Source organism: Pantoea sp. SOD02, assembly GCF_024707505.1.
In the GTDB taxonomy this organism is placed as follows: domain Bacteria; phylum Pseudomonadota; class Gammaproteobacteria; order Enterobacterales; family Enterobacteriaceae; genus Pantoea; species Pantoea symbiotica.
This window is the reverse complement of the sequence record NZ_CP102604.1, coordinates 237,781-252,077: the sequence shown is the minus strand read 5'-3', so window position 1 is coordinate 252,077 and position 14,297 is coordinate 237,781. Positions and strand designations below refer to the sequence as shown.

The following is a 14,297-nucleotide window of genomic DNA, read 5'->3' as shown; positions in this document are numbered from 1 at the left end:
CCGAAGTGCACGTCCCGTAACCAGTACTTGCGAGTACTTACTCGTCTTCCAGCTCGATGTTGATACCCAGCGAGCGAATCTCTTTCAACAGTACGTTGAAGGATTCCGGCATGCCCGGTTCCATCTGATGGTTACCGTCGACGATGTTTTTATACATCTTCGTACGGCCGTTAACGTCATCAGATTTAACGGTAAGCATTTCCTGCAGGGTATACGCGGCACCGTATGCTTCCAGTGCCCACACTTCCATCTCACCGAAGCGCTGTCCACCGAACTGCGCTTTACCACCCAGCGGCTGCTGAGTAACCAAGCTGTAAGAACCGGTAGAACGTGCGTGCATCTTGTCGTCGACCAGGTGGTTCAGTTTCAGCATGTACATGTAACCTACGGTTACCTGACGCTCAAACTGCTCACCGGTACGGCCGTCGAACAGGGTGATCTGACCGGAAGAAGGCAAGCCGCCGAGCTGCAACAGCTCTTTGATTTCGCTCTCTTTCGCACCGTCAAACACCGGAGTTGCGATTGGCATACCCTTCTTCAGGTTTTCTGCCAGACGCAGCACTTCGTCGTCTGTAAAGGTGTTCAGGTCAACTTTCTGACGCACATCAGTGCCCAGATCGTAAGCACGCTGGATGAACTCACGCAGTTTGGAGACTTCTTCCTGCTTCTTCAGCATCGCATTGATTTTTTCACCAATGCCTTTCGCCGCCATACCGAGGTGAGTTTCCAGGATCTGACCGATGTTCATACGCGATGGTACGCCCAGCGGGTTCAGTACGATGTCGACCGGCGTACCGTTCTCATCGTAAGGCATGTCTTCGATAGGGTTGATCTTAGAGATAACACCCTTGTTACCGTGACGACCGGCCATCTTGTCACCAGGCTGGATCTGACGTTTAACGGCCAGATACACCTTAACGATTTTCAGCACGCCTGGTGCCAGATCATCGCCTTGGGTGATCTTACGACGCTTAGCTTCAAGTTTCTTCTCAAACTCGTGCTTCAGCTCGTCGTACTGCTCAGCCAGCTGCTCCAGAGAATTCTGCTTCTCTTCGTCAGTCAGGCCCAGCTCCAACCAGCGCTCACGTGGCAGTTTGTCCAGCTTCTCAGCTTCAACACCACCCGAGATCAGTACTGCCTGGATACGGCCGAACAGGCCCGCTTCGAAGATCTGCAGTTCTTCAGACAGGTCTTTCTTAACCTGCTTCAGCTGCATCTCTTCGATTTCCAGCGCGCGCTTGTCTTTTTCCACGCCATCGCGGGTGAAGACCTGCACATCGATAACCGTACCGGATACGCCGTTTGGAACGCGCAGTGACGAATCTTTCACGTCAGAGGCTTTTTCACCGAAGATCGCACGCAGCAGTTTCTCTTCTGGCGTCAGCTGGGTTTCACCTTTCGGCGTCACTTTACCAACCAGAATGTCGCCACCGGTCACTTCTGCACCGATATACACGATGCCGGATTCATCCAGTTTAGAAAGCGCTGCTTCACCCACGTTCGGGATATCAGCGGTGATCTCTTCTGGCCCCAGCTTGGTGTCGCGAGACACACATGCCAGTTCCTGGATGTGAATAGTGGTGAAACGGTCTTCCTGAACCACACGCTCGGATACGAGGATGGAGTCTTCGAAGTTGTAACCGTTCCATGGCATGAACGCCACGCGCATGTTCTGACCCAGCGCCAGTTCACCGAGATCGGTAGACGGGCCGTCAGCCAGCACGTCGCCACGCTCAATCGGTTCACCCAGGTTTACACACGGCATCTGATTGATGCAGGTGTTCTGGTTAGAACGGGTGTACTTAGTCAGGTTGTAGATGTCGATACCCGCTTCGCCCGGATACATCTCTTCTTCGTTAACTTTAATAACGATACGAGAAGCATCAACGTACTGAACGGTACCACCACGTTTCGCGACGGCAGTTACACCGGAGTCAACCGCTACTGCACGTTCCATACCGGTACCAACCAGCGGCTTATCAGCGCGCAGAGTTGGAACCGCCTGACGTTGCATGTTCGCACCCATCAAGGCGCGGTTAGCATCATCGTGCTCCAGGAACGGAATCAGTGACGCACCGACAGAAACCACCTGTTGGGTGGAAACGTCCATGTAGTCAACCTGATCGCGGCTGAACAGGCTTGACTCACCCTTGCTACGGCAGGTGACGAGATCGTCAACAAAGCTGCCATCTTCTGCGAGGTTGGTGTTCGCCTGAGCGATAACGTAGTTACCCTCTTCAATTGCAGAGAGGTAATGAATTTCATCACTCACTTTTCCGTCAACAACGCGACGATACGGGGTTTCAAGGAAACCGTATTCATTGGTCTGCGCGTAAACAGAGAGTGAGTTGATCAGACCGATGTTCGGGCCTTCCGGGGTTTCGATAGGACATACACGACCGTAGTGGGTTGGGTGTACGTCACGCACTTCGAAGCCGGCGCGCTCACGGGTCAGACCGCCTGGGCCCAGAGCAGAGATACGACGTTTGTGCGTAATCTCAGACAACGGGTTGTTCTGATCCATAAACTGGGACAGCTGGCTTGAACCGAAGAACTCTTTCACCGCCGCCGAAATCGGCTTAGCGTTGATCATGTCCTGAGGCATCAGCGTATCGAGGTCGCCCAGAGACAGACGCTCTTTAACTGCACGCTCAACACGAACCAGACCAACACGGAACTGGTTTTCTGCCATTTCGCCAACAGAACGAATACGACGGTTGCCGAGGTGATCGATATCATCCACTTCACCGATACCGTTACGGATACCGATAAGCTTTTTCATCACTTCGATGATGTCGTCTTTGCTCAGGATACCTGAACCTTCGATCTCATCACGCAGCAGAGAACGGTTGAACTTCATGCGACCAACCGCAGAAAGATCATAACGATCTTCAGAGAAGAACAGGTTCTCAAACAGGTTTTCAGCGGCTTCACGCGTTGGTGGCTCACCAGGACGCATCATGCGGTAGATCTCAACCAGCGCGCTTAAGCGATCGTTGGTTGGGTCAACACGCAGAGTCTCGGAGATATACGCACCGTGATCCAGGTCGTTGGTGAACAGCGTTTCAATGCGCTTGTGGCCTGACTGGCTCAGCTTCGCCAGCAGATCCAGTGACAATTCCATGTTCGCTGGAACGATCAGCTCGCCGGTGTTCAGATCGACGTAGTCTTTAGCGACCACTTTGCCAGCAATGTATTCAACTGGCACTTCGATGTGCTGAATGTTGTCTTTTTCCAGCTGACGGATGTGGCGCGCAGTGATGCGACGACCTTTCTCAACGTAGACCGTGCCGTTTGCTTCGATATCGAAGGAGGCGGTTTCACCACGCAGGCGCTCAGGCACCAGTTCCATCTGCAGTTTGTTATCGCGGATTTCATAAACGACTTTGTCAAAGAACAGATCGAGGATTTGTTCTGAGGTGAAGTTTAACGCGCGCAGAATGATACTGGCCGGCAGCTTACGACGACGGTCAATACGGACGAAGAGGTTGTCTTTCGGGTCAAACTCGAAGTCGAGCCATGAACCGCGGTAAGGGATGATACGTGCGTTATACAGCACTTTACCGGAAGAGTGCGTTTTACCCTTATCACTGTCGAAGAACACGCCAGGACTACGGTGCAGCTGAGAAACGATAACACGCTCAGTACCATTGATAACAAAGGTACCGTTGTCCGTCATGAGTGGAATCTCACCCATGTAGACTTCTTGTTCTTTAATGTCTTTTACGGTGCCTTCCGGCGCTTCGCGCTCGTAGATCACCAGACGCAGTTTCACGCGCAGCGGTGCCGAATAGGTCACGCCACGGATCTGACATTCAGTTACGTCAAAGACAGGCTCACCCAAACGGTAGCTAACATACTGCAACTCAGAGTTGCCGCTGTAGCTTGAGATTGGGAATACGGAGCGGAAGGCTGCTTCCAGACCGTACTGGCCTTCTGGATCTTGCTCGATAAACTTCTGGAACGAGTCAAGCTGGATAGAAAGGAGATAAGGTATGTCCAAAACTTGTGGACGTTTACCAAAATCCTTACGAATACGTTTTTTCTCGGTATAGGAGTAAACCATGGGGTTCCTCAGCTAGCTGACATGTCGAACCACGCTGTCCGTCCTGAAAAGGACAGTTCATGCAACACTATTTTTTGTTTTTCATGCGATGCGTAGCACCCCATGCAATACATCTTTCTATCACTCTTAAATCATTTCATCGCCGTTGCTCAGGCAGGGAACCTTCGCAGGAGAGCGATATATTAAGGCGTCGATAGAAAAAGATATTGAAGAGGAATGATGGACAAACAGTGCGAAACGCCATCATTCCCCTGTAGCGCAAAAAGGCTGGTGACCTAAACAGTCACCAGCCATCAGCCTAATGTTACTCAGGCTGCAACCCAAAGGTTGTCTTACTTAACTTCAACTTCAGCGCCAGCTTCTTTCAGAGCAGCTTCAAGAGCGGCTGCGTCATCTTTGCTGATGGCTTCTTTGATAGTACCAGTAGCTTCAACCAGGTCTTTAGCTTCTTTCAAGCCCAGGCCAGTTGCAGTACGTACTGCTTTGATTACTGCGACTTTGTTAGCGCCAACAGCTTTCAGAATTACGTCGAATTCAGTTTTCTCTTCAACAGCTTCAGCTGGGCCAGCAGCAACAGCTACAGCAGCAGCAGCAGAAACGCCGAATTTTTCTTCCATAGCAGAAACCAGCTCAACTACTTCCATTACGGACATAGCGGCAACAGCTTCCAGAATTTGGTCTTTAGTGATAGACATATCGATTGTTCCTAAAAATCAGAAAAAGTTTATACGTTAGCAAGCACGAAGGAAAAGAATTAGGCCTTAAGCCGCTTCTTTTGCATCGCGCACAGCAGCCAGAGTACGGACCAGTTTGCCAGCAGCGGCTTCTTTCATGGTCGACATCAGACGTGCCAGTGCTTCTTCGTAAGTCGGCAGAGTTGCCAGACGGTCAATATTGGCCGCCGTGATCAGCTCACCTTCAAAGGCTGCAGCTTTGACCTCAAATTTTGCATTCGCTTTAGCGAAATCTTTGAACAGACGAGCAGCAGCGCCCGGGTGTTCCAAAGAGTATGCAATCAGGGTCGGACCAACAAACGTGTCTTTCAGGCACTCGAAAGGAGTACCTTCAACGACGCGGCGCAGCAGGGTGTTACGAACAACACGCATGTAAACGCCAGCTTCACGACCTGCTTTACGCAGTTCGGTCATTTTATCAACGGTTACGCCGCGGGAATCCGCAACAACCGCTGAAAGCGCGCCTTTGGCTACTTCGCTAACTTCAGCAACAATCGCTTGTTTGCCTTGAAGATTTAATGCCATTAGCTTTGCTCCTGGATTGGCCGGGAATAATTTCCCGGAACTCACTTCACTCATTCACCCTAAGGCGATAAGCGCTATTACACGGTGAGCAGAATCCAGCGAAGAAAAAATTCTTTTTGGTTCTGTCACCGTCTACGCAGGGTATTAAGCAAGATATCCAAAAATATTCTGCTCCTGCGGTCTCGGACGGAGGCCAGGATAAGGCCTGGCTCCAACCTAAGCGACTGAACAACTGAGCCTTTAGACTTAGTCACTCACTCGCTTTGAATCTGGGTTCTGAATTGCGTAAACAACCAGAACAACGGGCGTAAGATTCTAGATGAATTTTTCGCCCGTTACAAGCAGCAATTAGTTTGCTGATGCGCTCAGACCAGCCTGGTCAACGGCAACGCCGGCGCCCATGGTGGTAGAGATGCTGACTTTCTTGATGTACACGCCTTTCGCCTGTGATGGTTTAGCTTTTTTCAGCGCAACCAGCAGAGATTCCAGGTTTTCTTTCAATTTGTCAGTGTCAAAATCCACTTTACCGATGGTGGTGTGGATGATGCCGTTTTTGTCGTTACGATAACGAACCTGACCTGCTTTAGCATTTTTAACTGCTTCAGCAACGTTAGGGGTTACAGTACCAACTTTCGGGTTTGGCATCAGACCGCGTGGGCCCAGAACCTGGCCCAGCTGGCCAACAACGCGCATCGCATCAGGAGAAGCGATAACAACGTCAAAGTTCATTTCGCCTTTTTTGATCTGCTCAGCCAGATCTTCCATACCAACCAGCTCTGCGCCAGCTGCTTTAGCAGCTTCAGCGTTTGCACCTTGGGTGAAGACGGCAACACGTACTGAACGACCAGTACCGTGTGGCAGAACGGTCGCGCCGCGCACGTTCTGATCAGATTTACGAGCATCGATGCCGAGGTTAACAGCAACGTCTACGCTTTCTACAAACTTAGCAGTAGCCAGTTCTTTCAACAGAGCAACAGCTTCGGTGATGTCGTACTGCTTGGTCGCGTCAACTTTGTCGCGAATTACGCTCATGCGCTTGGTCAGCTTAGCCATTTCTTAATCCTCTACTACCAGGCCCATGGAACGAGCAGTACCTTCGATAGAGCGAGTCATCGCTTCTACGTCAGAACCAGTCATGTCCGCAGCTTTAGTTTCTGCGATTTCACGTACCTGAGCACGAGTCACTTTACCGACTTTATCTTTGTTCGGCTTACCAGAGCCAGACTTGATGCCTGCTGCTTTTTTAAGCAGAACGGCAGCCGGAGGCGTTTTGGTAACGAAAGTGAAAGAACGGTCGCTGTATACGGTGATAACAACTGGAGTAGGCAGACCTTTCTCCAGAGATTCTGTCTTAGCGTTGAATGCTTTGCAGAATTCCATGATGTTAACACCCTGCTGACCCAGAGCTGGACCAACAGGTGGGCTTGGGTTAGCCATACCAGCTGCAACCTGCAGCTTGACGTAGGCTTGTACTTTCTTGGCCATGATATTTCCTCAATTGGGTTTTAACGCCTGAAAAACAGGCTCCCCGTGATAACGATTTACACGCTAGTAGCAGCGCATAAAAACAAAAGGCGCGAAATTATAGGTAAATTTCGCGCCTTCCGCAAGAGCTAAAAAGTGGACAAAAGGGTTAAGCTTTTTCCACCTGAGCGAAGTCGAGTTCCACTGGCGTTGCACGACCAAAGATGGAAACGGAAACTTTCAAGCGGCTCTTCTCGTAATCCACTTCTTCGACCACACCGTTGAAGTCGGCAAATGGGCCGTCGCTGACGCGTACCATCTCGCCTGGCTCGAACAGCGTTTTTGGACGCGGCTTATCACCAACCTGCTGCAGGCGGTTCATAATCGCATCAACTTCTTTATCACTGATTGGCGCAGGACGATCGGAAGTTCCGCCGATAAAGCCCATCACACGCGGTACACTGCGTACTAAGTGCCAGCTGGCGTCATTCATTACCATCTGAACCAATACGTAGCCAGGGAAGAATTTACGTTCGCTTTTGCGACGTTGGCCACCACGGATTTCGACGACTTCTTCAGTCGGCACCATGACTTCGCCAAAAAGCTCTTCCATGTTGTGCAGTTTGATATGCTCGTGCAGCGACTTAGCTACGCGAGCTTCAAAACCGGAGAACGCCTGAACGACGTACCAGCGTTTTTTTGGAGCTTCAGACATCTCAGAACCTCAGGCCAGTGATAAACGATACCAGACGGACCAGAATACCATCCAGCCCCCACAAAATCAGTGACATCACGGCAGTTACCGCGGCAACGATTAACGTGGTGTGCAATGTTTCCTGGCGAGTTGGCCAAATGACCTTGCGCATTTCGGTTCTTGCTTCACGGGCAAATGCAACAGTCGCTTTGCCTTTGATTGTCAGCAATGCGATGCCGCCTGCTGCAGCAATCAGCACTACTACAGCCAGCGCGCGCAGCGGCAGTGTTACATCGCGATAAATATAGTTGCCGACAATTGCTACCAGGAGCAATGCGATCACAACTACCCATTTCATCGCTTCAAGGCCGCGCCCGCTTCCTTGAGCTTCGGTATTCGCACTCATAAACCAACCTGCCACAATAATTCAGAAACTATTCTGCCCCGCAGAGCGAGGCATCCAAACCGAATGAGCTTTTGAGCGTAACTCGGTATCCAACGCCGTGAAACAGAGCCTGTCTCAACAATGATTATGATTGAAAATCACTGATGAGCCAGGTTCTATGTAACAGCGTGCAAAAAGGGCATCAAATGATGCCCTTTCCTTGTGCATTGCGTCAAATGTTATCGCAATTAAGCGATAATATCAGCAACAACACCCGCACCAACAGTACGGCCGCCTTCACGGATTGCGAAACGCAGACCCTGATCCATAGCGATTGGCTTGATCAAAGTAACGGTCATTTTTACGTTGTCGCCTGGCATTACCATCTCAACGCCTTCTGGCAGTTGAACGTCACCGGTCACGTCAGTAGTACGGAAGTAGAACTGAGGACGGTAGCCTTTGAAGAACGGAGTATGACGGCCGCCTTCATCTTTAGACAGAACGTAAACTTCTGAAGTGAACTGGGTATGTGGCTTGATTGAACCCGGCTTAGCCAGAACCTGGCCACGCTCGATGTCTTCACGCTTGATACCACGCAGCAGAACACCACAGTTCTCGCCTGCCTGACCCTGGTCCAGCAGTTTGCGGAACATTTCAACGCCAGTACAGGTTGATTTCACAGTATCTTTCAGGCCAACAACTTCAACTTCGTCGCCCACTTTAACGATACCGCGCTCAACACGACCGGTAACAACAGTACCACGGCCAGAGATTGAGAATACGTCTTCGATTGGCAGCAGGAACGGCTTGTCGATTGCACGTACTGGCTCTGGGATATAGGTATCCAGATGACCAGCCAGTTCAATGATCTTAGCTTCCCACTCAGCGTCGCCTTCCAGCGCTTTCAGAGCAGAACCACGTACGATTGGAGTGTCGTCGCCTGGGAAGTCATATGCTGACAGCAGGTCACGTACTTCCATCTCAACCAGTTCCAGCAGCTCTTCATCATCAACCATGTCGCACTTGTTCAGGAACACGATGATGTAAGGAACGCCAACCTGACGACCCAGCAGGATGTGCTCACGGGTCTGTGGCATTGGGCCATCAGTCGCAGCAACAACCAGGATCGCGCCGTCCATCTGTGCAGCACCGGTGATCATGTTTTTCACATAGTCGGCGTGGCCTGGGCAGTCAACGTGCGCATAGTGGCGATTCGGGGTTTCATATTCAACGTGAGAAGTGTTGATGGTGATACCACGTGCTTTCTCTTCTGGCGCTTTATCGATCTCGTCGAATTTGCTTGCTTTACCGCCGTAGGTTTTAGCCAGCACGGTAGTAATTGCTGCCGTCAGGGTAGTTTTACCATGGTCGACGTGACCGATGGTGCCCACGTTTACGTGCAGTTTGTTACGCTGAAATTGCTCTTTAGCCATCGCTAGTCCCTCTAAGACACGGATATATCGAAGATATCGTCATATCAACCAGGCATTGCCTGACTGTTTGGTTTACAGAGAGAGAATCAGGAGAGAGATAAAGGAAGTGGTGCTGATACCCAGAGTCGAACTGGGGACCTCACCCTTACCAAGGGTGCGCTCTACCAACTGAGCCATATCAGCACATCTGGAGCGGGCAGCGGGAATCGAACCCGCATCATCAGCTTGGAAGGCTGAGGTAATAGCCATTATACGATGCCCGCATCCTGGAACTCGGCTACCTGTTCTTTCTGTAGCTTATGAATAATAAAAGAAGACCTTCTATTATTCGAGCCGGTCAGAGTTTCTGACCAACTTTGATTGCGCTAACGCACAATCTGAAATTCGAAGGTGAGAGATGAATAACTCACCCATCAGACAAAGACTTTATCTGATGCCCAACCAGGAGGTTGAGATGGTGGTGGGAGAAGGATTCGAACCTTCGAAGTCTGTGACGGCAGATTTACAGTCTGCTCCCTTTGGCCGCTCGGGAATCCCACCTACTTGATGGTGCCGGCTACCGGAATCGAACTGGTGACCTACTGATTACAAGTCAGTTGCTCTACCAACTGAGCTAAGCCGGCATCAAGTGGAGCGCATTCTAGGAAGACCCGAAGAAGGATGCAACAAAAAAATCGTCAAAATTGTTCTATCGCTTACTATTTGTGCAAATCATCTCAAATTAGCTATCTCATGCAGTAAAATCATCCAAAACATGTGCATTTTTACATCACTCCGTCGATTGGTTTTCTCTTTATCAACATCATTTCCAATGCACATATTTGAAGCGCACTGCCTTTCTACTGTGCAAATTTTAGAAAATTTTTGTGAAAACATCCTCCACAACCATTTTTCTGCTGGCCCGCATTTTGCTTATCTATTAAATCAGGTCATTAAATGGAGGGTGTCGTATGAATATTGTTCAGATTACTGCAGAAACATTACCCCGTTATCGCCAGGCTTTGGCTGCCCTGATGATAGACGCGGTAAAAAACAATATGACTTCGGCATTTCAACATTCGCAAAAGATGCAACAGCCTCAGGATGCCGAGCGTTATTTTCATAGCTTGCGCAACCAAATGGCACGCCATGAGCTGTTGTTATGGATCGCGATGAGCGACTCGGTTGTAGTGGGAAGCGTGCAGCTCAACATTTGTCAGCGTCCAGATGGACAAAATCGCGCGGAGGTTTTACAACTGCTCGTGCATTCCAGCACTCAACGAGAAGGAATCGGGCGCAGATTAATACAGACGCTTGAGCATAAGGCAGAAAGCTATCAACGTGGGCTACTTTATTTGGATGTCATTGCGGGTTCTGTGGCAGAAAATTTCTACCGGGCACATGGCTACCACTATTTAGGGGAATTGCCCGACTATGCGTTATGCGCGGATGGGCATCCTCATCCCGGCGCGATTTACTATAAACGTCTGCGCGCCCGCCCAGCAGAAAATGTAGTGACAAGCTACTGACCGACAAGAAAAATGCGGGTACGCTTGCGAAAGCGTGCTCCTGTTTATCATTTTACTTCTTTTTAAAGTCACACTGGTGTTACCCTCCTGCCCATTGTTCTCGTTAATTACCCCTGTGACGTGCAATTGAGTTTGATACATCGTTGTATGCCTAATGCAGCAAGGTGTTGATGAATCAGAATTTGCACTCAGATGCATGCTTATGAGTAAAAAAACGACACCTCTTACTACGCCCTATTTGCAGTTTAATCGCCAGCAATGGGCAGCACTGCGCGATTCAGTACCAATGACGTTGGCTGAAGGTGAAATTGAGCGTCTGCGTGGTATCAATGAAGACCTTTCATTAGAAGAAGTGGCCGAGATTTATCTGCCGCTATCGCGTCTGCTTAATTTCTATATCAGTTCTAATCTGCGTCGTCAGGCAGTGCTTGAGCAATTCCTTGGCACTAATGGGCAGAAAATCCCTTATATCATCAGTATTGCTGGCAGCGTTGCGGTAGGAAAAAGCACAACCGCTCGTGTGCTTCAGGCGCTGCTTAGCCGCTGGCCAGAACACCGCAAAGTTGAACTGATCACTACTGATGGTTTTTTGCATCCTAATGCCGTGCTCAAAGAACGCGGTTTGATGAAGAAAAAAGGGTTCCCGCAATCTTACGATATGCATCGCCTGGTTAACTTCGTATCTGATTTAAAATCGGGTGCTAACCAGGTAACAGCGCCGGTTTATTCTCACCTGATTTACGATGTCATTCCGGATGGCGATAAGGTCGTACAACAGCCTGATATTCTTATTCTTGAAGGATTGAATGTGCTGCAAAGCGGTATGGACTATCCTCACGATCCTCATCATGTATTTGTGTCTGATTTCGTGGATTTTTCAATTTACGTCGATGCACCAGAGTCCTTACTCGAGAGCTGGTATGTAAATCGATTTTTGAAATTCCGTGAGGGCGCGTTTAGCGATCCGGACTCTTATTTCCATCACTATTCGCAATTACCAGAAGAAGATGCACTCGATATTGCGCGCGGGCTATGGCAAGAGATTAACTGGCTTAATTTAAAGGAAAATATCCTGCCTACACGTGAACGGGCTAGCCTTATTATGACTAAGTCGGCTGATCATGCTGTGCAAAGTGTACGCTTGAGAAAATAGCCTTTTTAATAAAATGCCCATAAAAGATTGTGGGCATTTTAATTTGTTAGTTGGTATGCATTAATTGTCTGGACGCAGTGAAATCTCGCCCCCGACCCAGGATTTAATGACTCCATCCTGCTCCAGTAATAAACCGCCCTGCTTATCAATACCTCGCGCAATGCCATATACTTCACGATCCCCTATAAGAAGCTTTACTGGGCGATTAATGAAGTTATCAAGGACTTCCCAACGAGAGACAAAAGGCGCCAAACCATCGCGCTCAAAAATGGGTAACGCTTCACGCAGGCTATTGATCAACTTCGCAGCCAACTCGTTCCGATCAATATCAACTCCAGCTTCCTGAAGATTAATCCAACCCTGATTAATTTCCGCCGTACCTTCTGAACGCATCAGCAAATTGACGCCAGCACCTATAACGATCTGAGCGGCATCGCCGGTTTTACCGGTTAACTCAACTAAAATACCGGCAAGTTTACGATCGTTAAGATAGAGGTCATTTGGCCATTTCACCCGTACATCCGGCGCACCCAATGACTGAATTACTTCTGCCATGATGATACCAATCACCAGACTCAGTCCCATCGCCGCGGCTGGCCCCTGCTCCAGGCGCCAATACATGGACATATACAGGTTGGAACCAAACGGAGAAAACCACTTACGTCCGCGACGTCCGCGCCCTGCTTGCTGATATTCGGCAATGCATGCGTAACCAGACGGTAATTGATCCATCCGATCCAGCAAATACTGGTTGGTAGAATCGATTACAGGAATCACCGCCAGATTAGGTTGATGCAGGTGAGATAGAATGACTTCTTCATCAAGTAACTGAATGGGTTCCGGTAAGCTATATCCTTTACCCGTTACCGTATATACATCCAGGCCCCAGCTTTTCAGAGTCTGTATATGTTTATTGATCGCTGCACGGCTCATGCCAAGTGCTTCGCCCAGTTGCTCACCAGAGTGAAATTCACCATCAGCCACTAATGCCACCAGCTTTAACGGCACGCTATTATCTTTCATGAAATTACCTCAACGGCGTTACGCTCGCCTCGAGCACCGATAAAGCGTACTTCTGGCTCCAGCCAAACATCAAATTTTTGACCGACTCTATTTCTGACCTGATGCGCCAAATCGACAATATCCTGTGGAGTGGCATGATCTTCATTAATCAGTACCAAAGCCTGTTGGCGGTGAACTGCGGCACCGCCAACACGAAAGCCTTTAAGACCACATTGATCGATCAACCAGCCAGCTGCTAATTTCATTTCACCGCTGGCCTGAGGATAATGAGGAATAGATGGCCACTGCTTAATTAGTGCAGTTGCATGCTCAGCTGTGATGAGCGGATTTTTGAAGAAACTCCCCACATTGCCTGTAATTTTGGGGTCGGGCAGTTTGCTTTGACGCATGTGGCAAATAGCATTGAATACATCCCACGCACAAACTGTTGCTGGGTTTAATTTAGTAAGATCGCCATAAGTTAGAACAGGTTTCCACTGTTTTGCCAGACGTAATCCCACTGCAACTATGACATAGTCATTCTTCATTGCATGTTTAAAAACGCTATCGCGGTAGCCAAACTGACACTCTTCCCGATACAAACGAATAATCTTTTGCGTTGGAAGATGTAAAGCTTCAACGTAATGACAGATATCTTTAAATTCGACACCATATGCACCGATATTTTGAATCGGTGCTGAACCTGCCATGCCGGGAATTAGCGCCAGGTTTTCCAATCCTGTAATGCCCTTCTTCAGCGTCTGTTCAACTAAAGCATGCCAATTTTCGCCAGCACCAACATGTAAATGCCATGCTTCGTCATGCTCTTCGATAGTTATGCCTTTAATCGCATTAACGACCACAGAGCCGCTGAAATCTTCCAGAAAGAGTACGTTGCTCCCTTCGCCTAATATAATAAAGGGCAGATTTAATTGCTGACTGTTTTTCCAGGCAAGGGTAATAGCGTCAGGAGTTTCAGCGATGGTCAGCGTTTGGGCATTGATCGCAAGACCAAGGGTGTTGAAAGCTTCTAGGGATGTATTGGGGCTGGACATTTCACGGCCTTTACTGATTAATCTGGCCGTAGTTTACCTGATCGGCAGGTTGCTAGTTTGATGTTTTCGTATTTCTGATGGGATATTACTAATGTATCGACGTAAAAAAGCCCCGAACTCTCGTTCGGGGCTTCTTCACTTATTTGATGCCTGGCAGTTCCCTACTCTCGCATGGGGAGACCCCACACTACCATCGGCGCTACGGCGTTTCACTTCTGAGTTCGGCATGGGGTCAGGTGGGACCACCGCGCTAAAGCCGCCAGGCAAATTCTGCTGCA

At 49.2% G+C, this 14,297-nt stretch carries 12 protein-coding genes, 4 tRNA genes and 1 rRNA gene; 2 read left to right on the top strand and 15 right to left on the bottom strand.

What is annotated here, in order from left to right:
• Nucleotides 1–37: 37 nt before the first annotated feature.
• From rpoB to NR302_RS01085, 12 genes are all read right to left on the bottom strand, one after another.
• Complete coding sequence (rpoB, locus tag NR302_RS01140) at nt 38–4,066, bottom strand: DNA-directed RNA polymerase subunit beta (protein WP_008108400.1); 4,029 nt, start codon at nt 4,064–4,066, stop codon at nt 38–40.
• 332 nt (nt 4,067–4,398) lie between these two features.
• Nucleotides 4,399–4,761: a 50S ribosomal protein L7/L12 gene (gene rplL / locus NR302_RS01135; RefSeq protein WP_008108398.1), complete on the bottom strand. Its 363-nt coding sequence runs from the start codon at nt 4,759–4,761 to the stop codon at nt 4,399–4,401.
• Nucleotides 4,762–4,827: 66 nt separating this feature from the next.
• Complete coding sequence (gene rplJ, locus NR302_RS01130; protein ID WP_007886294.1) at nt 4,828–5,325, bottom strand: 50S ribosomal protein L10; 498 nt, start codon at nt 5,323–5,325, stop codon at nt 4,828–4,830.
• 348 nt (nt 5,326–5,673) lie between these two features.
• A complete protein-coding gene (gene rplA, locus NR302_RS01125) occupies nt 5,674–6,378 on the bottom strand; it encodes a 50S ribosomal protein L1 (protein WP_008108395.1) in 705 nt (234 codons plus the stop codon).
• Between the two features lie 3 nt (nt 6,379–6,381).
• The gene (rplK, locus tag NR302_RS01120) at nt 6,382–6,810 is read right to left on the bottom strand and encodes a 50S ribosomal protein L11 (RefSeq protein WP_008108393.1); all 429 of its coding nucleotides are present in this window, start codon (nt 6,808–6,810) and stop codon (nt 6,382–6,384) included.
• 148 nt (nt 6,811–6,958) lie between these two features.
• A complete protein-coding gene (gene nusG, locus NR302_RS01115) occupies nt 6,959–7,504 on the bottom strand; it encodes a transcription termination/antitermination protein NusG (RefSeq protein WP_008108391.1) in 546 nt (181 codons plus the stop codon).
• A 1-nt stretch (nt 7,505) separates the two neighbouring features.
• Nucleotides 7,506–7,889, bottom strand: a complete 384-nt coding sequence (secE, locus tag NR302_RS01110; protein ID WP_008108388.1) for a preprotein translocase subunit SecE — start codon at nt 7,887–7,889, stop codon at nt 7,506–7,508.
• A gap of 227 nt (nt 7,890–8,116) precedes the next feature.
• The gene (tuf, locus tag NR302_RS01105; RefSeq protein WP_258144329.1) at nt 8,117–9,301 is read right to left on the bottom strand and encodes an elongation factor Tu; all 1,185 of its coding nucleotides are present in this window, start codon (nt 9,299–9,301) and stop codon (nt 8,117–8,119) included.
• 107 nt (nt 9,302–9,408) lie between these two features.
• Nucleotides 9,409–9,484, bottom strand: a tRNA-Thr gene (locus NR302_RS01100).
• Nucleotides 9,485–9,489: 5 nt separating this feature from the next.
• A tRNA-Gly gene (locus NR302_RS01095) sits at nt 9,490–9,564 on the bottom strand.
• 192 nt (nt 9,565–9,756) lie between these two features.
• Nucleotides 9,757–9,841 (bottom strand) — tRNA-Tyr (locus NR302_RS01090).
• A 7-nt stretch (nt 9,842–9,848) separates the two neighbouring features.
• Nucleotides 9,849–9,924 (bottom strand) — tRNA-Thr (locus NR302_RS01085).
• Nucleotides 9,925–10,251: 327 nt separating this feature from the next.
• On the opposite strand from NR302_RS01085, the gene NR302_RS01080 reads away from it, so the two are divergent.
• Together NR302_RS01080 and coaA are read left to right on the top strand one after the other, a co-directional pair.
• Nucleotides 10,252–10,809 (top strand): GNAT family N-acetyltransferase, encoded by a 558-nt coding sequence (locus NR302_RS01080; RefSeq protein WP_258144328.1) that lies wholly within the window; start codon nt 10,252–10,254, stop codon nt 10,807–10,809.
• A 202-nt stretch (nt 10,810–11,011) separates the two neighbouring features.
• Nucleotides 11,012–11,962 (top strand): type I pantothenate kinase, encoded by a 951-nt coding sequence (gene coaA, locus NR302_RS01075; protein WP_036649080.1) that lies wholly within the window; start codon nt 11,012–11,014, stop codon nt 11,960–11,962.
• 60 nt (nt 11,963–12,022) lie between these two features.
• Here coaA and birA read toward each other — a convergent pair whose 3' ends face one another.
• The 3 genes from birA to rrf form a co-directional block, all read right to left on the bottom strand.
• Nucleotides 12,023–12,985: a bifunctional biotin--[acetyl-CoA-carboxylase] ligase/biotin operon repressor BirA gene (gene birA, locus NR302_RS01070; RefSeq protein WP_008106989.1), complete on the bottom strand. Its 963-nt coding sequence runs from the start codon at nt 12,983–12,985 to the stop codon at nt 12,023–12,025.
• Complete coding sequence (murB, locus tag NR302_RS01065; protein WP_258144327.1) at nt 12,982–14,019, bottom strand: UDP-N-acetylmuramate dehydrogenase; 1,038 nt, start codon at nt 14,017–14,019, stop codon at nt 12,982–12,984. The genes birA and murB overlap by 4 nt, the downstream gene beginning before the upstream one ends.
• 148 nt (nt 14,020–14,167) lie before the next feature.
• Nucleotides 14,168–14,283: ribosomal RNA gene (rrf, locus tag NR302_RS01060) — 5S ribosomal RNA — on the bottom strand.
• Between the last annotated feature and the right edge of the window lie 14 nt (nt 14,284–14,297).